At 43.9% G+C, this 20,930-nt stretch carries 18 protein-coding genes and 2 pseudogenes; 5 read left to right on the top strand and 15 right to left on the bottom strand.

Annotated elements, in window-relative coordinates; all coding sequences use genetic code 11:
• Positions 1–13: 13 nt before the first annotated feature.
• The 9 genes and pseudogenes from D2V05_RS18750 to D2V05_RS18710 all read right to left on the bottom strand — a co-directional run bounded on the left by D2V05_RS18750 (position 14) and on the right by D2V05_RS18710 (position 9,371).
• Positions 14–880, bottom strand: a complete 867-nt coding sequence (locus tag D2V05_RS18750) for a polysaccharide deacetylase family protein (RefSeq protein ID WP_119649117.1) — start codon at positions 878–880, stop codon at positions 14–16.
• Positions 881–1,755: 875 nt separating this feature from the next.
• A pseudogene (locus tag D2V05_RS19990) lies at positions 1,756–1,956 on the bottom strand (DUF6090 family protein); the annotation flags it as partial.
• Positions 1,953–2,702 carry a DUF6090 family protein gene (locus D2V05_RS18740; RefSeq protein WP_119649113.1) on the bottom strand — a complete coding sequence of 250 codons (750 nt, stop codon included), beginning with the start codon at positions 2,700–2,702 and terminating at the stop codon, positions 1,953–1,955. The pseudogene D2V05_RS19990 and the gene D2V05_RS18740, both read right to left, overlap by 4 nt.
• Before the next feature lie 99 nt (positions 2,703–2,801).
• Entirely contained in the window at positions 2,802–4,847 is a 2,046-nt protein-coding gene (locus D2V05_RS18735) for an amidohydrolase family protein (RefSeq protein WP_119649111.1), read from the bottom strand.
• Between the two features lie 218 nt (positions 4,848–5,065).
• Positions 5,066–5,893 (bottom strand): 4,5-DOPA-extradiol-dioxygenase, encoded by an 828-nt coding sequence (gene ygiD, locus D2V05_RS18730; RefSeq protein ID WP_119649410.1) that lies wholly within the window; start codon positions 5,891–5,893, stop codon positions 5,066–5,068.
• A gap of 121 nt (positions 5,894–6,014) precedes the next feature.
• Positions 6,015–6,539 carry a YceI family protein gene (locus tag D2V05_RS18725; RefSeq protein WP_119649109.1) on the bottom strand — a complete coding sequence of 175 codons (525 nt, stop codon included), beginning with the start codon at positions 6,537–6,539 and terminating at the stop codon, positions 6,015–6,017.
• 87 nt (positions 6,540–6,626) lie between these two features.
• Positions 6,627–7,454, bottom strand: a complete 828-nt coding sequence (locus tag D2V05_RS18720) for a helix-turn-helix transcriptional regulator (protein WP_119649107.1) — start codon at positions 7,452–7,454, stop codon at positions 6,627–6,629.
• 74 nt (positions 7,455–7,528) lie between these two features.
• A complete protein-coding gene (locus D2V05_RS18715) occupies positions 7,529–8,347 on the bottom strand; it encodes an AraC family transcriptional regulator (RefSeq protein ID WP_119649105.1) in 819 nt (272 codons plus the stop codon).
• 28 nt (positions 8,348–8,375) lie between these two features.
• A complete protein-coding gene (locus D2V05_RS18710) occupies positions 8,376–9,371 on the bottom strand; it encodes an SDR family NAD(P)-dependent oxidoreductase (RefSeq protein WP_119649103.1) in 996 nt (331 codons plus the stop codon).
• 216 nt (positions 9,372–9,587) lie between these two features.
• Here D2V05_RS18710 and mtaB point away from each other — a divergent pair, with 216 nt between their 5' ends.
• The gene (mtaB, locus tag D2V05_RS18705) at positions 9,588–10,916 is read left to right on the top strand and encodes a tRNA (N(6)-L-threonylcarbamoyladenosine(37)-C(2))-methylthiotransferase MtaB (protein ID WP_119649101.1); all 1,329 of its coding nucleotides are present in this window, start codon (positions 9,588–9,590) and stop codon (positions 10,914–10,916) included.
• A gap of 51 nt (positions 10,917–10,967) precedes the next feature.
• Here the strand turns inward: mtaB and D2V05_RS18700 are convergent, their stop codons facing one another.
• Positions 10,968–11,261: a GNAT family N-acetyltransferase gene (locus tag D2V05_RS18700; protein WP_119641241.1), complete on the bottom strand. Its 294-nt coding sequence runs from the start codon at positions 11,259–11,261 to the stop codon at positions 10,968–10,970.
• A 161-nt stretch (positions 11,262–11,422) separates the two neighbouring features.
• On the opposite strand from D2V05_RS18700, the gene D2V05_RS18695 reads away from it, so the two are divergent.
• Together D2V05_RS18695 and D2V05_RS18690 are read left to right on the top strand one after the other, a co-directional pair.
• Positions 11,423–12,085, top strand: coding sequence for an alpha/beta hydrolase family protein (locus D2V05_RS18695; RefSeq protein ID WP_119649095.1), 663 nt, complete (start codon positions 11,423–11,425; stop codon positions 12,083–12,085).
• A gap of 48 nt (positions 12,086–12,133) precedes the next feature.
• Positions 12,134–13,105 carry a lytic transglycosylase domain-containing protein gene (locus D2V05_RS18690; RefSeq protein WP_119649093.1) on the top strand — a complete coding sequence of 324 codons (972 nt, stop codon included), beginning with the start codon at positions 12,134–12,136 and terminating at the stop codon, positions 13,103–13,105.
• 4 nt (positions 13,106–13,109) lie between these two features.
• Here the strand turns inward: D2V05_RS18690 and D2V05_RS18685 are convergent, their stop codons facing one another.
• The 4 genes from D2V05_RS18685 to D2V05_RS18670 form a co-directional block, all read right to left on the bottom strand.
• On the bottom strand, positions 13,110–13,769 hold the full coding sequence (locus D2V05_RS18685) for a peptidoglycan DD-metalloendopeptidase family protein (protein WP_119649091.1): 660 nt from the start codon (positions 13,767–13,769) through the stop codon (positions 13,110–13,112).
• Between the two features lie 223 nt (positions 13,770–13,992).
• On the bottom strand, positions 13,993–15,489 hold the full coding sequence (locus D2V05_RS19750; protein ID WP_220473578.1) for a ligand-binding sensor domain-containing protein: 1,497 nt from the start codon (positions 15,487–15,489) through the stop codon (positions 13,993–13,995).
• Positions 15,490–15,760: 271 nt separating this feature from the next.
• The gene (locus tag D2V05_RS18675) at positions 15,761–16,171 is read right to left on the bottom strand and encodes a hypothetical protein (protein ID WP_119649089.1); all 411 of its coding nucleotides are present in this window, start codon (positions 16,169–16,171) and stop codon (positions 15,761–15,763) included.
• A 189-nt stretch (positions 16,172–16,360) separates the two neighbouring features.
• Positions 16,361–16,876 (bottom strand): DUF2892 domain-containing protein, encoded by a 516-nt coding sequence (locus D2V05_RS18670; protein ID WP_119649087.1) that lies wholly within the window; start codon positions 16,874–16,876, stop codon positions 16,361–16,363.
• Positions 16,877–17,044: 168 nt separating this feature from the next.
• Between D2V05_RS18670 and rpmH the strand changes: the two genes are divergently transcribed.
• Positions 17,045–17,203, top strand: a complete 159-nt coding sequence (gene rpmH, locus D2V05_RS18665) for a 50S ribosomal protein L34 (RefSeq protein WP_072882462.1) — start codon at positions 17,045–17,047, stop codon at positions 17,201–17,203.
• A gap of 93 nt (positions 17,204–17,296) precedes the next feature.
• Positions 17,297–20,149: a carbamoyl-phosphate synthase large subunit gene (carB, locus tag D2V05_RS18660; RefSeq protein ID WP_119649085.1), complete on the top strand. Its 2,853-nt coding sequence runs from the start codon at positions 17,297–17,299 to the stop codon at positions 20,147–20,149.
• A gap of 48 nt (positions 20,150–20,197) precedes the next feature.
• On the opposite strand, the pseudogene D2V05_RS18655 reads toward carB, so the two are convergent.
• Positions 20,198–20,930 (bottom strand): annotated as a pseudogene (locus tag D2V05_RS18655) (hypothetical protein); the annotation flags it as partial.

Below are 20,930 nucleotides of genomic sequence, written 5' to 3'. Positions count from 1 at the left end.
GATAAGATTCATTTTAAAATGAATTTTGGGTTTTAATATCACCCCAGGTCACCATCTGGATGTTATGCTCTACGAGGGTTGCTTTGGTTTTTTCACTGGTAAAAAAATCAAAGTCCATCTGCCGCCATTCAGCCCCAAAGTTGGGGTGGTTTATGGCAATGGCCTGCATTTCGGGCTCATCAAAAGCGGGGTGGATCAAGATCAGGTTCAGGCCTGGTTGCAGGTTTTCCAAGATGTGTTGGTACCCTTGGGTAAACTGGCCTTTTTCAAAATCGGCAATGGCTCCCAAATAGGTGTGATCGATCGTCAGATCGTTGGGGGCCATATAGGTTTTGGGGTCCAGTCCCACCATTTCCATCATCTGTTTGTTGATCAACACGGGGAGGCCATACGCTTCGCCCAGCTTTTTGTAAACGGTAAAAAAATCGGGGTGGGATCCCACGCTGTACATGTGGGAGTCTAAATGGGTAGGTCGCAGCCCCATCCGGAGGGCTTTTTCAATCTGGGCCACCAATTCTTTTTCCACTTCTTCGGCGGTGGCCTTTTCACGCAATTGTTCCCTTTTTCTAAAGAAATGTCCGTGCTCATCCACCAAACCGGGTACTTCCGAAACGGGCAACACGGGACCAAAACGGTAGGTTTCCCATTCGCAGGTAAGGGTAAGGTGCAGGCCCATATCGTATTGCGAGTGATCTTTGGCAAACAGCGCCATTTCATGAAACCAAGGGCAGGGCACCATAATGCTGTAGGAGTTCACCATGCCTTTTTCCAAGGCATGTATGGTGGCCCGGTTTTCAGTATGGCACAGTCCAGCATCATCGGCATGGATCATCAAAAGTTTGGCTTGGGGATCATAGCCCAATTGCTGTGCTGTGTTCATAGTTCAAGAATGATGACTTAGGAATGCGATCATTGGGCCACGGGAATAAATTCGTAGTTCTTTTCGGAGAGATTAACGATCAGCCGAAACGTTCCTGGTTCCGTGATGATATCCGGTCCAAACCATTCCAGTTGTCCCTTTGGGAAAGTGGCTCCGCCCCAGTTTACGTTCCAGCTCTTGTTTTCCCTAAACTTAATGCCGCCTCCCTTTAAGGTAACAACGGCTTCCCAAATGGCCTCCTTTTCGTCCACTAAGGTTAGCGAAGTATCATCCACCCAGTTTTGGTTGGAGGTTCCCTGGCCGATGATGCCAATATTTTCATACAGGAGCCTCACCTCGGGATACAGATCGTGAATTTGGGCCATGGAGTTGGTGGAGAGTTCAAGCAATTGACCCAATTCATTTTTTAAAAATTCCTTTTGTTGGGCCAATTGCACCAATCCGGACCGAATTTCAGGGGTTTGAAGCAGGGATTTGGCCTTTTCCCAATCCTTTTGTTTAAAGTAGGCCGTGTCGTTGAGCATCCCCATAAAAAGCGAATACCCAAAGTTGACCGATGGGACAGGAAACCCTTCTTTGATCAGAATGGCCGAAATGGGTTTGTCATTGGTTGATACATCTGAAGAAGCCAGGGATAGGTAATTGGTCAGGTTTCTTGCCAACAAGTTTTCATTCTTGTCCTTTGGGTTCACCACCATATTTTGAATATGAAAACCTATGGACGTAGTAAAAGCCTGAGGTTCGGATTCTAAATAAAAAAGAAGTCCAGGGATTTGTTCCATGCGCAGGGAATCCGAAAAGTTGTAGAGGCTATCCGCATACCGTTGTTGCAGGTATAATCCCGCCATATTAAAGTTTAATTGTTGGGTTTCCAATTCCAGACCATTGTAAATCTGTTCTATGGTGGCTTGGTAGTTTTCCTTTCGTTTTCGCTCCTCGTTCCAATTATTGATTTGAAGGGCGATCAAGATCCCGATGACCACCAGTACAATTTCTCCCAAGGCGTATTTCAGGTATTTTGTGGTTTTGTTCTCCATCAGCAGATTTTGCCGAATTTTTCTAAAGAATTTGATCATGGTGTATCCTCATAGGTCTCACATTGCTCAATTATTGCGATGAGTCTGGTTCTTGCCTCTTCATAAAAATGCAACATAAACCCGTTGTGGGTCACCCGTTCAGACAGGATGTTTTCAAAGGCGGGGTTGCGTAGCAGAGTTTCGTTGGTACGATCAAACCTGGTTTGGTTGTTGGTGTTCGTACCCATGGAGGGTAGGTTTCGGTTTACGGCATTCGCCGCCAAAAAGTCGAAATATTTACTGCCCCGTTCCACATAAAAATCGCCCCAATCCAACAAATTGCTGTAAAAACTGTCCCACTCGATCAACAGGAGTTTAAGCTCTTCGTTGTGCAAACTGGAAAGCTTGCCAGAATTCTTGATATTTTCCAAGGTATAGAGACTGGGGTCCCAAACGGACATTCTGGGGGTCATGTCGAGTAGGCTGTCCACGTTTTTCAGGCTGCCATATTCGTATTCGGGACCGGTATGGGCCAAGAGGGTGTCCCCGGCGGCTATAAAGGCCCCAACGCCCTGCATGTCCCATTCCAGACTGGCCAGGTTTTTTTCAAACTCCAATTTAAGACTGGCAATGGTGGCTTTTTCTTCCCGTAGCAGTTTTCGGTTTTCGTTCCAGTTGTTGATCTGGAGGGCGATCAAAATCCCGATGACCACCAGGATGATTTCCCCAATGGCATACACAAGGTATTTGGTGAACTTGTTTTCAGTAACTAATCGTTGCCTAATGTTGCGAAAAAAGCGGATCACGCGAGGTTGGTTTCCCTAAATATATGATTTTTATGAATTTAGGGAATAAAAAAAGCCAGCAACAACAGCTACTGGCTTTTATGGGTTGGTTTGAAGACGTTATTCCTTCACTTCGGGTTTTTCGGTGAAAGGGGTAATGCCAAATTCAGGATATACCTCTGTGGGGTAGTAGAACGTACCGCCCTTGCTTACCATTTCAATGGTCTTGATGGCCTTGATGTCCTCCACGGGATTGCCGGGCACCAAGAAAAAGTCGGCCAGCTTGCCGGGTTCCAAGGTTCCCAAGTCATCCTGCCCAAGGTATTGGGCCATATCGTAGGTGGCGCGTTTTAAGATTTCACCATTGGTGAAGCCCAATTGGTCCACGTATAGTTCCAATTCACGGTGCAGGTTAAAGGCGCCGCCCAAATCGGTTCCGGCCACAATAAAGATGCCCTTGTCCTTCATCATTTTGAGGGTTTCCACAATCTTTTGATAGGCTTCGCGATACGCTTTGTCCTCTTCGGTATCGGCAATCTGGGCCATGGCCACTTTCAATCCCCGTTGCGCATTGGGAGGCATATGGTCGATATAGTCCTCGGAGCCTGGGGCTACTTCCCCGTTACGGGAAAGCATCAATTTTTCATGGATGGCCAAGGTGGGATCGATGGCCGTTTTGTTGTTCACGAAGAGGTTCATGGTTTCCTGCACTTTGGGACTGTTGAGGTCCAATCCAGGGAAACGTTTCATGGCCGTCAATCGAAGGAGGGTACGGGTATCTTCCTCAGGCTCCAACACCCAACCCAACATGGTCTGGTTGATGTGGGTCATTTCATCATACCCGGCCCGCAACATGGCGTTCGCATTGGAAAACGCAGGGACGTGCCCTGTAACGAACAGGCCCTTGTCATGGGCTTTTTTCACGATGGCGGGAGCCCAATCCCCGTTCATGCTGTTGTAGAGTTTGATGCCGTAAAAGCCAAGGCTGTCATAGGTGTCCACTGCGGCCAAGGCCTGCTCCTTGGTTTCCACCAGAATGCCGTTGTTGCTGTTGAAGGGGCTTTTTCCCTCGATAAAGCCCAAACGGGTAATACGGGGCCCGGCCAACACCCCTTTTTCGATTTTATCGATAAGGTTGGCCAGTACTTCGGTGTCGTTGCCCATATCGCGGAAGGAGGTGACTCCTGCCAATACATTCAACAAGGCACCGTTGTCGCCGGAGTGGGCGTGCATTTCGTACAGACCTGGAACCAAAGTGCCGCCATTGCCGGCAATCACCACTTCGTTGTCGCCAGAGGCATCGGCCGCTTCAATGGCAGCGATCTTATCGCCATCCACCACCACAGAAACAGGGTCGGAAACGGTCATATTTTTGCTATCGAACACATGCACATTTTGGATGCGCACCTTTTTGTCGTAGTTGTGGGCGTATTCGGTTTGAAGGGTCTCATATCGGTGGGTGGAGTAGTTTTCGGCGAGTTCCCTCATGTCTTTTTCCACATTTTCATACCCCTCACGAATCATGATGAACCTGGGGGTAATGGCCGCAAAAAAGCGTTGGTCACTATCCAGGATAAAATAGGAAGGGTTCAGGTCGGCGCCGGATAGGGCATAAGTGGTCAAGGCCAATTCTCCGTCCCCAGAAAATTTGGGGATGAGAAGGTCTTCCATTTTGGTCAGTTTTAGGTTTCCGGCGGGCAACACGGGCAAGGTGTTCTCCGGGGCATCCAAAAGCAAGCGCGCGGCCAAAACTGCGGAGTAGGGGCTGCCAAATTGGTTTACGTACAATTGTGGCGAGGTAACGGTTTTGGAACCGGTTCCAGTGGCATCCGTCCAGGAGGCATTTTCGCCTTCCAAAGAAAAATGTTCGTCCACGGCGTTGCCAAAGGTGGTGTTCCCGGTGATTTTCCAATCGATGGGATAGCCTTCGGGATTTAGCACGATGGTTTCCTTCATCGTCGGCCCACGGCCATTGTTCTTAAAATCGTAATCGATGTTGATGGTGTCCCCTGTAGTATTTGTCTTGAGGTACCCCACCTTGTTTTCACCGATGATCACGGTATAGCTTTCATCGCCTTGGTAGTTGGCCAGGGATGAAACGGTTTCTTTTTTACAAGAAAGGCCTGTCAACAAGATCAGGCCAAAAATCAGTAATCGAAGTTTCATAAGGTTGGTTTTTTAAAGGTTTCAAGGTAACGATTTCTAACCTATTTTGGGTGATGGAGTTGTTAAGATATTCGGTGTTTTGTCTGTTGAAGGGCCACAAAAAACCCCAGCGCCACTGGTACGTTGGCAACTGGGGTTTCCATCATCAATCAAAAAAGAAGGTAACCATATCACATCAGGATTACCTGATCTGGGATTTGAATATTGTCATTAATGTTTTATGCAATCCGAAGGGACATCATACTAATAGAACCCCCTACGGTTTTGTCATTGAAAAGTTCCACTTCTTCCGTCTTGTCTTTTAAGGCAAGGGTATACAGTAAGGGCAAATAGTGCTCTGGGGTGGGAATGGACATCGCAAAACTGCTTCCTTGCTTGTGATAGTGGATAAGGGCATCGTGATTGCCGTCCAAAATGAAATCTCTCATCTTGTCATTGGCTTCTTGGGCCCAATCCCAGGCATAGGTGTCGTTCAACTTTTGCCATGCTACGCGACGCAGGTTGTGCACCACGTTGCCGCTTCCCACGATCAATACCCCTCTATGTCGAAGGCGCTCCAACTGTTGGGCGAGTTCGTAGTGGTATTGCGGGTCTTTGGTATAATCTAAACTCAATTGGATTACGGGAACATCGGCATCGGGATACAGGTGCTTGATCACGCTCCAGGCGCCATGGTCCAGTCCCCAGTGATGGTCCAGTTCCACTTCGGTCTTGGTAATGATGTCCTTGGTTTCCTGTGCCATTTCAGGACTACCGGGGGCTGGATATTGCACATCGAACAGCGCTTGCGGAAACCCCCCAAAATCATGGATGGTAGGCGGGTTTTGCATGGCCGTTACCTTGGTGCCGCGGGTTTCCCAGTGGGCCGAAACACAAAGGATGACCTTGGGTTTGGCCACTTCCTTGCCCAGTTTGCGGAAGGAGGATACAAATTCGTTTTCCTCGATGGCGTTCATAGGGCTACCGTGTCCCAAAAAGAGGGCAGGCATTTTTTCGGAAAGGGGAAGGCTCTGATCGAGCGACCGTAATGTGCTTAAATTGTTCATGGTAGTGGTTAAAGGTACAATTCCCAAGATTTTGATAAAATCCTTTCTGTTCATAAAAGGGGGAACTTTAAATAGCCCGGACCCTTTCGGAATCCGGGCAACTGGTACGCCATATTTGCGCCTAGGCTTTTACAAATTGAACCTCGGCGGCAATTTTAACTTCATCGCTTACCAAAACACCACCGGTTTCCAAGGCAGCATTCCAGTTGAGACCGAAATCCTTGCGATTGATCTTTCCTTCAAAGGAGAACCCGGCTTTTTCGTTGCCATATGGGTCTTTCATGAATCCCCCGAACTCTACATCGAGTTCCACGGATTTGGTGATGCCTTTTATCGTAAGGTCCCCGATCAGGGTATATTCCCCGTCATCCGTTTTGGTGATGCCAGTGCTTTCAAATTTCAATTCGGGATAAGTTTCCACCTCGAAGAAATCGGCACTCTTCAAGTGTCCATCCCTATCGGCGTTATTGGTGAAAACGGAAGAGGCATCCACCGTTGCGGTGATTTTGGAGGTTTCAAAATCGTCTCCTTCGATTTTCGCATTGAACTTGGTGAACGATCCCTTCACGTTGGAAATCATCAGGTGCTTTACCTTAAAGGTCAATTCGCTATGGGTTGGGTCTAAATTCCAAATGGTTGTTGACATTGTTTTACTTTTTATGTTTTTAATGGTGGTACAAAGATCCCGCAAGAAGGCGGGCAGGGGGTAATACCATTTGGAAGAAGGGTTGTACTATTTGGAAATGAGCTGTTTCATCTCGTTCCTGAAGTCGGAAGGGGTCTGTCCGGTCTTGCGTTTAAAGACCTTGGAGAAGTAGGCCTTTTCATTATAGCCAAGTTCAAAACCGATCTCAGCAACGGTCTTGTTCGTGTTGATGAGCAGGTTTTTGGCTTCGGTCAATTTGCGGGTCTCGATGATTTCCCCAACACTCTGTTGCATCACTTCCTGACAGATGAGGTTGAGGTTGCGCTCGCTCATGAACAGTTTTTCGGCGTAGAAGGAGATTTTTTCAGGTCTTCGGAAGTTTTCTTCCAAAATGCGTAAAAAATTGGCATAGGTCTGGGAATGGGCATTGCTGGATTCCTGTTCCGGATCCTCTGGCTTTTCATTGTACACCATGGTGAGTAAAGTGGTGAGCAATTGTTTGATGATGGACAGGTTGGGATTGGCTCGATTTACCTCATCGTACATCATCTCGCAAAGGGACGTAAGCCTTCCAAAACAGCGATTGGTGGGTAAGGTGATGTTGGCCCTGTTATGGAAATACCCGTACAGGTTAAAAATGGTCTCCGACATGAACTCGCTTCGGAACCGGATGACCCAAAGGTCGCATTTCCCTTCATGCAACTGTGGCTGGAGCAGGTGGGGCTTACCTTGGGTCACAAAACTCACAAACGGGGCATAGACCGTTTCATCATCAAAATCGATAAAATGGGAAATCTTGCCTTTGACCCCAATAATCAATTCCTCAAAATCGTGGACGTGCGGTTTTATACTTTGGCTTTCAAGGGCCTTGGCATCCGTTTCCGTAAACCTGAATATTTTAAAGAGTTCCTGCACGGTCTTGGGCTTTCGTAGGACAAGATAGCTACAAAACTAAGCAAAAATGGGGTCAACATCATGTATTGTGACGGTCAGCGTCCTCCTTCTGCCAATGCAGTAGGGGTGTACCCAAAATGTCGTTTAAAGGCAAACGAAAAATGCGACAGGTTTTCAAAACCCGTTTCAAGGTAGACTTCAACGGGCTTCCGATTGTTTTTGGATAATTGGTAATGGGCCAGTTCCAAACGTTTTTGGGTAAGCCACCGTTGCGGGGTGGTACGGAACACCTTATGGAAATCCCGTTTAAAAGTGGTCAAGCTCCTGCCGGTCAAATAACTGAACTTTTCTAGCGGCATGTTGAACATGAAATTCCTTTCCATAAAAGTGGCCAGATCTATTTTGTGGGGTTCCTCAAAATTGGCCAAAACATCGTCGATGCCCATATCCAATGTTCTAAGGATGGAAATGGCCTCGGTAATCTTCAAGGAAGCGATGTTTTCTGGAAATGCTTCCTCTTGCATATCAAAATAGGGAATCAAGGAGGCCAGACAACTTTTCAATAAGGGATGGTTCCCAAAACGGACTATTTTGGGTGTCGATACCACCTTTGGTTTCACATCTAGTTTGGCATAAAAGTCCCTCAACCTGTCCGTGGAAAGGTGCATCACTACCGATTTATGGGGGAGGCCATCCTTGGGATAGTTGATGATGGTGGCCAGTTGGTTTCTGGGAATCAAAAAGATGTCCCCTGGTTTGAACACATGGCTTTCATCTGCCTGTATGATCTTTGTTTCCCCCGAAATGAACCACACAAGCATATGGTGGTCAAACACCACTTCCGTTTTAAACAGCTTGTCCTCGTAGGAAGAAAGCTTGATATCGGGTGTTATGTATTTTAATTGATAGTCCATATGCCTGTGTAGTGTAAAGGTAGCAATATCAACGGATGGGAAATTGTATCCCGATGAGTTCTTCGCTCAAATCCCACAGTTGTTTGGCAAACGTTTGGTCCAAAGAATATGGGTTGACCCCATTGGATGTTGAGGATTCGGTTGTTAGGGTTGCTATTTCCACATCCTCGCAATACACCCCTCCCAAGTTGTGGAGCATGGGACTTGTGGCACACCATACCGTTGTGGCCGCTCCTTGGGGAATGGTTTTTAAGGATGCGGCCACTTCGGGCAGAATATTGCCTTCGGCATCACAAAAACCCATTTGTTGGAACAGTTCCAGCGATGCTTCCCTAGCCAATTCTGTTTCTCCAATAGATCCGGGATGTAACGAATAGGCCCGGACGTTGTGGGTCTTGGCCCTATTATCCAATTCAAGCGAAAATAGATTCACCGCGGTTTTTGACTGTCCATACGCCTGCAAAGTCTCATAATCCCTGTTTAGAAAATTGGGGTCGTCAAAGTTGAAGGGGGCAAATTGGTGGCCGTATGAAGAGACATTGACCACTCGCGCACCATTTGCTATTTTAAGAGAGGGCCATAGTCTGGCGGTGAGTTGAAACTGTGCCAAGTAGTTGGTTGCCAATTGGGATTCCATGCCGCGTTCGTCCCTTCGCAACGGTACCCACATAATGCCCGCATTGTTGATGAGCAAGTGTAACGGTCTGTCCGAGGCGAGGAATTTTTCTGCAAAGGCATCGATGGATTCGGGATCCATCAAGTCCATGGCTTCTACTTCTACGTTCACCATTCCTTGTAGGTTTGTCTTAGCTTTTTTGATATCCCTTGCCGGAACGATTACGGTCGCCCCTGCATTTGCCAACGTTTTGGAGGTTTCCAGGCCGATGCCCGTGTTGCCTCCGGTCACGATGGCAATTTTGCCGGAAAGGTCGATTCCCTGGATCACTTCGTTTGTTGTTGATGCCGCGTTGAATCCCGAACCAATCGGGTTTTGCAAGGCACCTTGATAATTGTTCTGTTCCATTTTGATTTGTTTTTATGGGACAAAACTAGAGGGGAAAACAGCAGGCAGGTTTGTTCAAACGTCCGAACATGCTTTGTTCAAACGGTCATTTGTTGGAGTGGTAGGGATGTCCACACTATTATTTTGCCAAATACAGTTTGATTTTTCTATAGTTAAGCTGTTCTTATAACTCCCAACAAATCACTATCTTTGCGGCCCTGAAACGCAGAATGGCATATGTACAAAAAGGTCGCTTTTTACACCCTCGGCTGTAAGCTCAACTTTTCCGAAACTTCCACGATTGCAAGGAGTTTTGAAAAGGAAGACTTTGAGCGTGTGGACTTTTCTGAAAAAGCGGATGTGTATGTGATCAATACCTGTTCCGTAACGGAGAATGCGGACAAGCGTTTCAAGACCATTGTAAAACAGGCCCAAAAGAGCAATCCCGATGCCTTTGTGGCCGCGGTAGGGTGTTATGCCCAATTAAAACCCGAAGAACTGGCCGCTGTGGACGGGGTGGATTTGGTTTTGGGTGCTACCGAAAAGTTCAAGATTACGGATTACCTGAACGATTTGACCAAGAACGACAAGGGTGAAGTACATTCCTGTGAGATCGAGGAAGCCGATTTTTATGTGGGCAGTTATGCCATCGGCGACCGTACCCGTGCCTTTTTGAAGGTTCAGGATGGTTGCGATTACAAGTGCACCTATTGTACCATTCCTTTGGCCCGTGGTATTTCGCGTAGCGATACCTTGGAAAATGTGTTGCACAATGCCAAAGAAATTGCATCAAAGGATATCAAGGAAATTGTGTTGACAGGAGTCAATATTGGGGATTACGGCAAGGGTGAATTTGGCAACAAACGCCATGAGCATACCTTTTTGGATCTGGTAAAAGCGTTGGATACCGTGGAAGGCATTCACCGTTTACGGATTTCGTCCATAGAGCCCAACCTGTTAAAAAACGAGACCATCGATTTTGTGGCGCAGAGTAATTCCTTTGTACCCCACTTCCACGTGCCGTTACAAAGTGGCAGCGACGAGATTTTAAAGAAAATGCGTCGCAGGTACTTGACCAACCTATACGTGGATCGGGTAAAACGCATTAAAAAAGCGATGCCGCATGCCTGTATCGGGGTGGATGTAATCGTAGGATTTCCCGGGGAGACCGATGAACATTTCCTTGAGACCTATTATTTCCTCAACGAATTAGATATTTCCTATCTGCACGTGTTCACCTATTCGGAACGGGACAATACGGTAGCGGCTGAAATGGGTGACGTGGTTCCCAAGAACGTGCGCAACAAGCGCAGCAAGATGCTCCGTGGTCTATCCGCCAAAAAAAGGAGGGCCTTTTATGAGAGCCAGTTGGGAAGTATACGAACGGTTCTTTTCGAGGGAGAAAACAAAATGGGCTACATTCACGGATTTACCGAGAACTACGTAAAGGTAAAGGCTCCTTGGAACCCTGAGTTGGTGAATACTTTGCACCAGGTGGAGTTGACCTCTATTGATGAGGATGGTCTGGTGCGTTTCGAATTTGTTCCTGAAAACGTTATGGCATAAAAAAACCTCCCAGTTTTGAGAGGTTTTGTTTTTAAGGGTGTTGTGTTGGTGTCAGATACGGATGCCAACAGGCAACATTTCCTTATACTGTCTGTTTTTTCTCAAGAAACCTGCAATTTGAGGGCTGGTTGGTACCACTCTTAGGTTTTTCTCTTGGATTTCGTGAAGCACGGCTTTGATAAATTCCTCCCTAAAGCCTTCTTGCTCAATTTCTTCTGGAATAACCAGCTTGGTCAGGAATACTTTGCGCTCTTGTGAAGAGTACTCGATTTTGGCTAAATGCCCATTGACCCTAGTTTCAAACTGGCGCAGGAAACTATTGTCATTGATTTCCATTTGTGTCATATAGTACTGTTTTGTTAATGACTCTGTAAAACCATCAAAGCGATGATTTTGGTAATCCCCATTATAAAAAATAATCCGTTAGGTGGGGTTAACTGCAAAAGGGGTACAAATTTAGTCAAAATATTGCTAATTTCCTAGGGCTTATCGATATTTGGTGTGATATGCCCGATAACAAAATCCAAGTGTACCTGATGCCTGGTATGGCCGCTAATCCATCCATATTCGATGGCATCCATCTTCCTACCGATACCTTTGAGACGCATACTCTGGAATGGTTTGTTCCCGAAAAAGGGATGAGTCTTCACGATTATGCCCAAAAGATGTGCGATAAGATCGTACACCCCAATCCAGTATTGTTGGGGGTTTCCTTCGGAGGGATGCTGGTACAGGAAATGGCCAAATGTATGCCGGTGCAAAAGGTCATTGTGGTGTCCGCCGTGACCAACAAGCACGAACTGCCTAAAAAAATGCTGTTTGCCAAGTACACCAAGGTGCACAAACTACTGCCCACGGGTTTGGTGAACAATGTGGAACTGTTGGCCAAGTACGCCTTTGGGGAAACCGTGACCAAGCGGTTGCATTTATACGAACAATATTTATCCGTTCGTGACAAGCATTATATTGATTGGTCCATAGATCAGATCGTCAATTGGAATCAGGAGGAAACACCTACTAATGTAGTGCACATTCACGGGGAGAAGGACACGGTTTTTCCGATAAACAACATGAAGGACTGTATTGCGGTGAAGAACGGCACGCACACGATGATCATTCATCGGGCAAAATGGTTCAATGAACACCTGCCTACAATTATTTTGCAATAATTTCGTCTATATAATAGTATCTTTAGGGTACTTTTTAAAAAATCGGCTATGAAACACATCAAGAACATATTGGCATTTATAGGACTCATTGCGGTGGTAAGCACCTTGATTTTTGCGGTTCAGTCAGAACCTACCGAAGAGAAAGCCCAAGATCAGCAGGTGCAGAAAGATGATGAAACCGATAAAAGTGTGGCGGATGGCTACCAGATTAGTGCCATTGAAATTCCTGAAGACCTCAATTTTGCCGGAGAAGCGGTTCCCTTGGATGATCCCGAGATCATGGAGCGTGTGGATCGTGAGTTTTTGGTGAACACCTATTGGCAGTCCAATGCCCTTTTGTTGATGAAGCGGGCCAACAAATACTTCCCTATCATAGAGCCCATTTTGAAAAAGAACGGCATCCCGGATGACTTTAAGTACCTGGCCGTTGCCGAAAGTGGCCTTGAAAATGTGGTTTCACCAGCAGGGGCGACCGGTTTTTGGCAGATTATGAAAGGTACGGGTAGGGAATATGGCCTTGAGGTGAACGACAATGTGGATGAACGCTTCCATATTGAAAAAGCCACTCAAGTGGCCTGTGATTATATCAAAAAGTGGAAGGAACGTTTCGGTAGTTGGACCTTGACCGCTGCGGCCTATAACGCAGGACCGGCCGGAATCCAAAAATACATGGGCATCCAACAAGTGGATGACTACTACGATCTGTTATTGGGGCAAGAGACCGGACGCTATGTGTTCAGGATCATGGCCATCAAGGAGATTATTTCCCATCCAGAGAAATATGGTTTTGAGCTCGAACAAAAGGATATGTACGAGAAGGTGCCCACCTTTACCGTAGAAGTGGACACGGCAGTGACCAGCTGGGCCGATTTTGCCGAGCTTTACGAGATCAACTATAAAGTGTTGAAACGCCACAATCCTTGGTTGCGTGAGCCCCATTTAAACAATACCTCCCATAAAAAATATGTGATAGAGATTCCGAACAAGGGGTATTACCGTGTTGGGAATGTAGGGAAATAGGATTTTAATATTTGAACAGAAAGTAAGGAGACGGAAAGTATGTCTCTACCTTTGGTAGAAGTTCTGGTGAGATATAGCCCCAATCCGTATATCCGGTATCGATAGCTTCTTGGGTCAGGATTTGCAAATGTACATGGCAAAACCAACCACCACTATCACTTTCTTGCCCTATGTGCGCAAACGCTTGTCCAGCTTTGATCTTGTCACCTAAATTGAACAAATGCGGTGTTTTCAAGTGACCGTAGAACGAATAAAACACCACATCATTGATGTCATGTTTTAGAATGATGTAGCCCCCATAATTACCAACGGTAGTTTCTTTCCCCGTTTTATAGACCTCGGCATCCAAAGGTGAAAACATCGGAGTGTTGTATGGCACAACAATGTCCAAACCGAGATGATAATACCGTTTTTCTTCAATAATATTGGTGCAGTTTCTCAGAAAGGTTTTGCGTTCTTCCATGTATTTACCGATGCCCCATTGGTGGGAAGAGGCATCCAGTTCCTCAAAAATCATGTCATTGAACTCCTTAAAATCAAAAAGGTTGTATTCTAAAACTTTTGGATTGTTGGAGGAAAAATCAAAGATGTGCGGTTTTCCTTTTAGGAAATCACCAAATAAGGGATGGATAGGAACGCCGTTAAGGTTGAGGGGGTAGTACATAAATTGGCATGTAAAAATGTAAATCTAACAAATGTACCTATACAAGGAATTGCCAAATAGGATTTTGGTGGTTTTTAGAGTTGCACTTATCGGTCTCGGCTATGAGTAGTTGCGTGGGTTAGCATTAAACTTTGCAAGTACACACCAAACTGAAAATCCGTGAGGATATTTAGAAGTAGGCAAGAACAAGCAATTACTTATAGCCATTGTTGCCAACAGTATTTTATTTTCTTTCAATTTTTACTAATCCTTGTCTCGTTGCCAAATACAAATCTCCGTTATTGTCAAAAGTCATTGTTGAAATGTAAGAGGTCGGAATTTCAGAGTTTTCAGTATGGTAATTCTCCCAATTGCCATTTAAATCATATCTAACCAATCCTGCTCTATCAGTTGAAATCCAAATAATATTTTCTTTTTTGTCATAAAGAACACACGTTGTATGGTTAAAGGGCATACCAGAATTTTCAGTTGTAAATTGTTTGAAGTTACCATTTACATCTCGTATTGCTATTCCCTCATCATTGTTAACCTGCTTTTTGTTTTTTCTGTCAAATTCGTAAAGTGTAAAATATAGGTTTCCGTTTTCGTCTTCGTCCATCGAAGTGATGCATTTCCCTTTTAAAACTGTGGATGATTTCTCGAAATTTGTTACTTGATTGTTTTCATCTATCATTGCTGTTCCATCATAAGTTCCAATCCAAATTCTATTTTTAGAATCTCTTTTAGCAAATGAAACTCTATCTCCAGGTAAGTCTTTGAATAAGTTCTTATCAATTTTTGACCAGTTACCATCTTTAAGAATAGTTATTCCATTTTTTGAACAGAAAAATAATTCGCCTGTTTTTGGGTTGTTAACAATATTATAGACAGAATTAATTCCAATTTGTGTTGAGTTATATTTTATCCATTTATCATTATCATAACTGTATATGTTGTTTTTAGCATAAATCCATTTTACATTATTGTTATCCGTTGCTAATTCGTAATAGGCGAAGTATTTTCCTTTATCGGTTATATTTTGTTCGGCATTTTTAAATTCTCTTCCATCAAAAGTTACCAAACCTTGGCTCACTGTAAGCCATATTAAGCCATTTTTATCAATGGAAATATGGTCATTCCAATTATTAGGTAAATTTGAGTTTTTTGAATTCCAAACAGTTATTTCATAATTGCTTAAGTTTTCGTTTTTGTAAACGTAATTTTCATTATAGATTTCTGGGCTATTTGGCTTGTCAAATGATTTCTCAAAAGCCTTTTTATCAACTCTCTCAATTTGTCCTGTGATTTTGTTGTTATCTACTTTGAAAACAATATTGATTGAAGATTTTTCTTCTATTTTACCGTTTGTTATTGCAGGTGTCCAATTTTTGAATCGATTCAGCTCTTTAATTAATTTCTGTGTTATGAAGTTTTTTGATTGGTCTGTATGACTCAAAACACAAGCATGTCCTTTTGAATTGACAAGAACTTGAAACATAACAGCTCCTTTAATTCCATCCAATTTTAATTCATCGTTCAATTTTTCTTGAAGTTTTAAAAACTCCTTTTCTTGATACCCAGCTTGGGTATCTCCGCAGTCCAGACAAAATTTATCAGTCTTACAGTTGTCTAATTTTACAGGGAAAAGATTTTGGGCGTTTAATGAGAATGTAATTCCCATAAGTAGTATAAAAAAAGGTAATTTCATTAATTCAATTTTTCTATGCGTTTTTTTGTTCATATTGCTGGCAACGGTTAAACTAAACATCGTTTCAATGATTTTTAGTGACCGATACCGAAACCAGTTCGACACAGGTAAGTGAAGTTAGTACTTTTCGGGTTAAAATTCCACTGGAAATGGACCATTACCATGTTTGGATTACCCATCATCAGCAAGATAAAGAGAGCAAGTTTAAAAAATAAACCATTGAATTGCCATACAAATGATATTTCCAAGCTGGGAATTCTTGGAAATAAAGCTATTCTAATACATAGTTATGAAAGTATATTGACTAATTTAATTTGTTCATTTTTTGGAATACTATAATGGTATTGATTATGACGATGGGTTGGCTTACGGTAAAAAAAATAAGCATTGCAACTTTTTCGAAAGGAGAACAGAAAAAGGTAAGTATAGAGACATATACCTCAAATAAAGCAAGGATTTTCCACCATGATGTTACTTTGATTTCGACCTTTTTTGATAGTATATGATTCAATAGGAAAGGTAAAGTCAGTAAAGAGAAAAAATAGGATATAGCGCCAAGAAATAATTTTAGGTAATCAAAAATTGCATTCTCTTTGCCAAAAGTATTTTCAATTTCTGGAGAAATAACCTGTTTTTCTAACCAAAGGAATATGATAAAAGCTGAAGCTGCACTTAATAATAAGGTAACGGCGATAGAAATGAATATTTTCTTCACGATTGTTATATTGTCATGACTTCGAAGTATGATAATAAAGATTAGACATTAGTTATCAAGTATCGAGCTGGTATTTTCAGCAACAAAGAAAAAAAAAGACACAGGACAAATTTCTATAAATTGACCAAAGGAACTTCTGGATTGACGAATGAATTGAAAATTTATTAATGTGAATAAATAGAGAACCCCTTAAATCTTCTTCATCTGCTGCTGCATCATCTTGATCTGCTCGGTCAACATGTTGTTTTTGTCCAACTTTTTGGCTTCTTGCAACAACTGGGTGGCTTCGCGCTTTCTGCGCTTTTGCATGGCAATACCAGCGAGGCTCAACTTGGCCATGGCCACATCGTAATCCATAGTAAGGCCAAACTGCAACGCCTTTTTGAAGTACTTTTCCGCCTGGGTCAGGTTTTTCTGGGAGTAGATGATCCCGTGTAGGTAGTTAAAGTATCCCTGTTGTTTCTTGATCAGAGCGGCTCCGGGGTTCTTAATCTTATTAAGCCATTTTTGGGTGCCTTCCAAATCTTGTTTCCTCATTCTCAAGAAAGCCAATAGAATGAACTCGTTCCTAAAATAAAGAAAGATAAAAACAAGGGACAGCAATATCAGGGCAATGCCATTGCCAATGTTGCCTTCCACGAACTGGTAAATGGCATAAGCAATGATAAGACCTGCGATAACGAGCTTGATATTTTTATTGAACATATCTCCGGAGATTTTTCCTTGGGTTAAGAGGTGGCAAAAGTACTAAAAACTAATTTAAATATTTTCCTTTTGGGCTTGCCAAAGTAAAAAGTCTTTGTATATTTGCGCCCAGAATTTTTCGGGAAGGACAATTTTCCCAATCAACAAAATCCATAAAAGAGTTCCGTAATGAAAAGAACGTATCAGCCGTCAAAAAGGAAGAGAAGAAACAAGCATGGTTTTAGGGAGCGCATGGCGACTGCCAATGGTAGAAAAGTTCTTGCGAGAAGAAGAGCCAAAGGAAGAAAGAGATTAACTGTTTCCTCTGAGCCAAGACATAAAAAATAATGATAGTTTTCAAAATTTAAATTAAAGGTGTTACTTTTCTAGGTAACACCTTTTTTTTGACTTAAAAGCAAATAACGAGAAACACCAACGAGAATGCCAAAAAGAAAAGATTTAAATTCCATTTTGATTATTGGTTCTGGCCCTATCATCATTGGTCAGGCATGTGAGTTCGATTATTCTGGTTCCCAAGCACTTAGGTCGCTTCGGGAAGATGGTATTGAGACCGTCCTGATCAATAGCAACCCCGCTACGATCATGACCGACCCTTCCATGGCGGACCACGTGTACCTGAAACCGCTGACCACCAAATCCATTGTGGAAATTTTAAAGAAACACCCCAATATTGATGCCGTTTTACCGACCATGGGAGGACAAACGGCCTTGAACCTCTGTATTGAAGCGGATGAAAAAGGCATTTGGGCAGATTTTGGAGTAGAGATCATAGGTGTGGATATTGATGCCATCAACATTACCGAGGACCGTGAGAAATTCAGGGAACTCATGTTGAAAATCGGGATAGGCATGCCCCCTCAGGCTTCGGCCACTTCTTTCCTAAAAGGAAAAGAAATTGCCCAAGAGTTTGGATTCCCCTTGGTCATCCGTGCTTCCTTTACTTTGGGAGGCGCTGGGGCAGGTATTGTTTATGATCCAGAGGATTTTGATGATATGCTAAGTCATGGCCTGGAAGTATCGCCCATTCACGAGGTAATGATCGACAAGGCCTTGATGGGCTGGAAAGAGTATGAGTTGGAGCTATTGCGCGACAAGAACGACAATGTGGTGATCATCTGTACCATTGAGAATATGGACCCGATGGGTATCCACACAGGGGATTCCATTACTGTGGCCCCTGCCATGACCCTTTCTGATAGGACTTTCCAACGGATGAGGGACATGGCCATCCATATGATGCGCAGTATCGGGGATTTTGCCGGGGGTTGTAACGTGCAGTTCGCCGTGAGTCCGGATGAAAAAGAGGACATCATCGCCATTGAGATCAACCCAAGGGTTTCCCGTTCGTCTGCCTTGGCATCCAAGGCAACCGGTTACCCCATTGCAAAGATTGCCGCCAAATTGGCCATCGGCTATACGTTGGATGAATTGGACAACCAAATAACCAAGTCTACTTCTGCTTTGTTCGAGCCTACTTTGGACTACGTGATCGTAAAAATACCCCGTTGGAATTTTGATAAGTTCGAAGGTTCTGACAGGACGTTGGGACTCCAGATGAAATCTGTGGGAGAGGTAATGGGTATTGGTCGTTCTTTTCAGGAAGCTTTGCATAAAGCCACGCAATCCCTTGAGATTAAGCGAAATGGATTGGGAGCCGATGGAAAAGGATATAAAGATTATGATACCATCATCGAGAAACTTCGCGTGCCTAGTTGGGACAGGGTTTTCGTAATTTATGATGCCATTCAATTGGGTATTCCGTTGAAGAGGATTCATGATATCACCAAAATCGATATGTGGTTCTTGAAACAATATGAAGAACTGCATTATCTGGAATTGGAGGTTTCAAAATATACCATAGAAAGTCTGCCCAAAGATTTGTTGCTCGAAGCCAAACAAAAAGGGTTTGCCGACCGCCAGATTGCCCATATGTTGGATTGCTACGAAAGTGAGGTACACTCCAAACGTATGGATTTGGGAATCAACAGGGTCTATAAACTGGTGGATACCTGTGCGGCGGAGTTCAAAGCTGTAACGCCATACTATTATTCCACTTTCGAAGAAGAGATAGAGACTCCGGAAGGAAAACGCTACGTGGCCAACGATAGTGAGGTCACCGATAAGAAAAAAGTGGTGGTACTGGGCTCTGGACCCAACCGAATCGGGCAAGGGATAGAGTTCGATTACTGCTGTGTGCACGGGGTTTTGGCCGCTGCCGAATGTGGTTATGAGACCATCATGATCAACTGTAACCCCGAAACCGTTTCCACGGATTTCGACACCGCTGACAAGCTATATTTTGAACCTGTATTCTGGGAACACATCTATGATATCATCCTTCACGAAAAACCGGAAGGTGTAATCGTTCAATTAGGTGGCCAAACTGCCCTTAAATTGGCCGAAAAATTGGACAAATACGGGATCAATATCATCGGAACCAGTTTCCACTCCCTGGATTTGGCCGAGGATAGGGGAAGTTTCTCCACGCTTTTGAAGGACAACAACATTCCTTATCCTAGGTTTGGTGTTGCCGAGACAGCGGATGAGGCCTTGGATTTAGCGGATCAATTGAATTTCCCTCTTTTGGTAAGACCTTCATATGTATTGGGTGGACAGGGTATGAAGATCGTGATCAACAAAGAAGAACTGGAATCCCACGTGGTTTCCTTGTTGAAAAGTATCCCCAACAACAAATTGCTTCTAGACCATTATCTGGATGGCGCCATTGAGGCGGAAGCCGACGCCATTTGTGATGGAGAGGATGTGTACATCATCGGTATCATGGAGCATATAGAGCCTTGTGGAATACACTCCGGGGATTCCAATGCTACATTGCCCCCTTTCAACTTGGGAGAATTTGTGTTGCAGCAGATCAAGGATCACACCAAGAAGATTGCCTTGGCCTTGAACACAGTGGGGTTGATCAACATCCAATTTGCCATCAAGGATGATATCGTGTACATTATCGAAGCTAATCCTAGGGCGTCGCGCACGGTTCCTTTTATCGCGAAAGCGTATGGCGAACCATATGTGAACTATGCCACCAAAGTAATGTTGGGCGAGAAAAAGGTGAAGGACTTTGTGTTCAATCCAAAATTGGAGGGTTATGCCATCAAGCAGCCTGTGTTCTCCTTTAATAAGTTCCCCAATGTAAACAAGAACTTGGGCCCCGAGATGAAGAGTACCGGTGAGAGCATTCTGTTCATTGAGAGTTTGAAGGACGACGAGTTCTACAACCTGTACTCTCGAAGAAAGATGTATTTGAGCAAATAACATTTTATTTTTAAATAAAAAGACCCCTATGATTAGGGGCCTTTTTTATTAATTGGACTTTTCCAATTTCTCTAATCTTTGTTGAAGTTGTTTGATCATATTGTCTTGATCGGTCAATTTTTTGTTAATGACCCGAAGACTGTCGATTTCCTTTTGTTGTCGTATGGAGTGGAGTGTAAGTTCTTCAATTTTTTGAAGTAATGTTGCATCCATTTCACCCAATTGGACCCCATTCTTTCGGATATCTTGGGCACTAGGCACATTGGGTAGATGGCCATACTGTTTGATATAGGTTTCGACTTGGTATAAGCTCCAAAGATCATAATTGTTTATGAATACAAAATCTGGCCAATTTTCACTTAACAGTATGGTAACTCCCTCTGCTATAATATTTCCATCGACGGCAAAGTTATATCCACTAGGTACGCTATTGGTTCCGATAGACACATTTCCAGCAGTATAAAAAAGGTTATTTCCAGAAGTGGACCAAGGTGAGGAACCTGATGTTAAGGGGGACCCATTGACTAAAATGTTGGCTGCATTGATAGTTCCTGCTACATCCAGTGTGTAACCGGGTGTCTTACCTATACCGATATTTCCATTGTTGTAAATAATGTCATTTCCCGCCACAGTCCATGGTGATGAAGCTATGGCATCACCATTGAGGAAAATGCTTGTCGCATTAAAAGAACCTGCTACCTCCAAATTGTATCCTGGGGCGTTTGTCCCGATGCCCACGTTCCCGGAATTGTAAAAAGCATTGCTGCCGTTCAGGCTCCAA

This window comes from Flagellimonas pelagia (assembly GCF_003584135.1).
In the GTDB taxonomy this organism is placed as follows: domain Bacteria; phylum Bacteroidota; class Bacteroidia; order Flavobacteriales; family Flavobacteriaceae; genus Flagellimonas; species Flagellimonas pelagia.
This window is presented reverse-complemented; position numbering and strand designations above follow the sequence as displayed.

Bases quoted from the DNA above. Each gene is read 5' to 3' on its own strand.
- D2V05_RS18750 (WP_119649117.1), bottom strand. From the start codon at position 880: ATGAACACAGCACAGCAATTGGGCTATGATCCCCAAGCCAAACTTTTG.
- D2V05_RS18735 (WP_119649111.1), bottom strand. From the start codon at position 4,847: ATGAAACTTCGATTACTGATTTTTGGCCTGATCTTGTTGACAGGCCTT.
- ygiD (WP_119649410.1), bottom strand. From the start codon at position 5,893: ATGAACAATTTAAGCACATTACGGTCGCTCGATCAGAGCCTTCCCCTT.
- D2V05_RS18725 (WP_119649109.1), bottom strand. From the start codon at position 6,539: ATGTCAACAACCATTTGGAATTTAGACCCAACCCATAGCGAATTGACC.
- D2V05_RS18715 (WP_119649105.1), bottom strand. From the start codon at position 8,347: ATGGACTATCAATTAAAATACATAACACCCGATATCAAGCTTTCTTCC.
- D2V05_RS18710 (WP_119649103.1), bottom strand. From the start codon at position 9,371: ATGGAACAGAACAATTATCAAGGTGCCTTGCAAAACCCGATTGGTTCG.
- mtaB (WP_119649101.1), top strand. From the start codon at position 9,588: ATGTACAAAAAGGTCGCTTTTTACACCCTCGGCTGTAAGCTCAACTTT.
- D2V05_RS18700 (WP_119641241.1), bottom strand. From the start codon at position 11,261: ATGACACAAATGGAAATCAATGACAATAGTTTCCTGCGCCAGTTTGAA.
- D2V05_RS18695 (WP_119649095.1), top strand. From the start codon at position 11,423: ATGCCCGATAACAAAATCCAAGTGTACCTGATGCCTGGTATGGCCGCT.
- D2V05_RS18690 (WP_119649093.1), top strand. From the start codon at position 12,134: ATGAAACACATCAAGAACATATTGGCATTTATAGGACTCATTGCGGTG.
- D2V05_RS18685 (WP_119649091.1), bottom strand. From the start codon at position 13,769: ATGTACTACCCCCTCAACCTTAACGGCGTTCCTATCCATCCCTTATTT.
- D2V05_RS19750 (WP_220473578.1), bottom strand. From the start codon at position 15,489: ATGAACAAAAAAACGCATAGAAAAATTGAATTAATGAAATTACCTTTT.
- D2V05_RS18670 (WP_119649087.1), bottom strand. From the start codon at position 16,876: ATGTTCAATAAAAATATCAAGCTCGTTATCGCAGGTCTTATCATTGCT.
- rpmH (WP_072882462.1), top strand. From the start codon at position 17,045: ATGAAAAGAACGTATCAGCCGTCAAAAAGGAAGAGAAGAAACAAGCAT.
- carB (WP_119649085.1), top strand. From the start codon at position 17,297: ATGCCAAAAAGAAAAGATTTAAATTCCATTTTGATTATTGGTTCTGGC.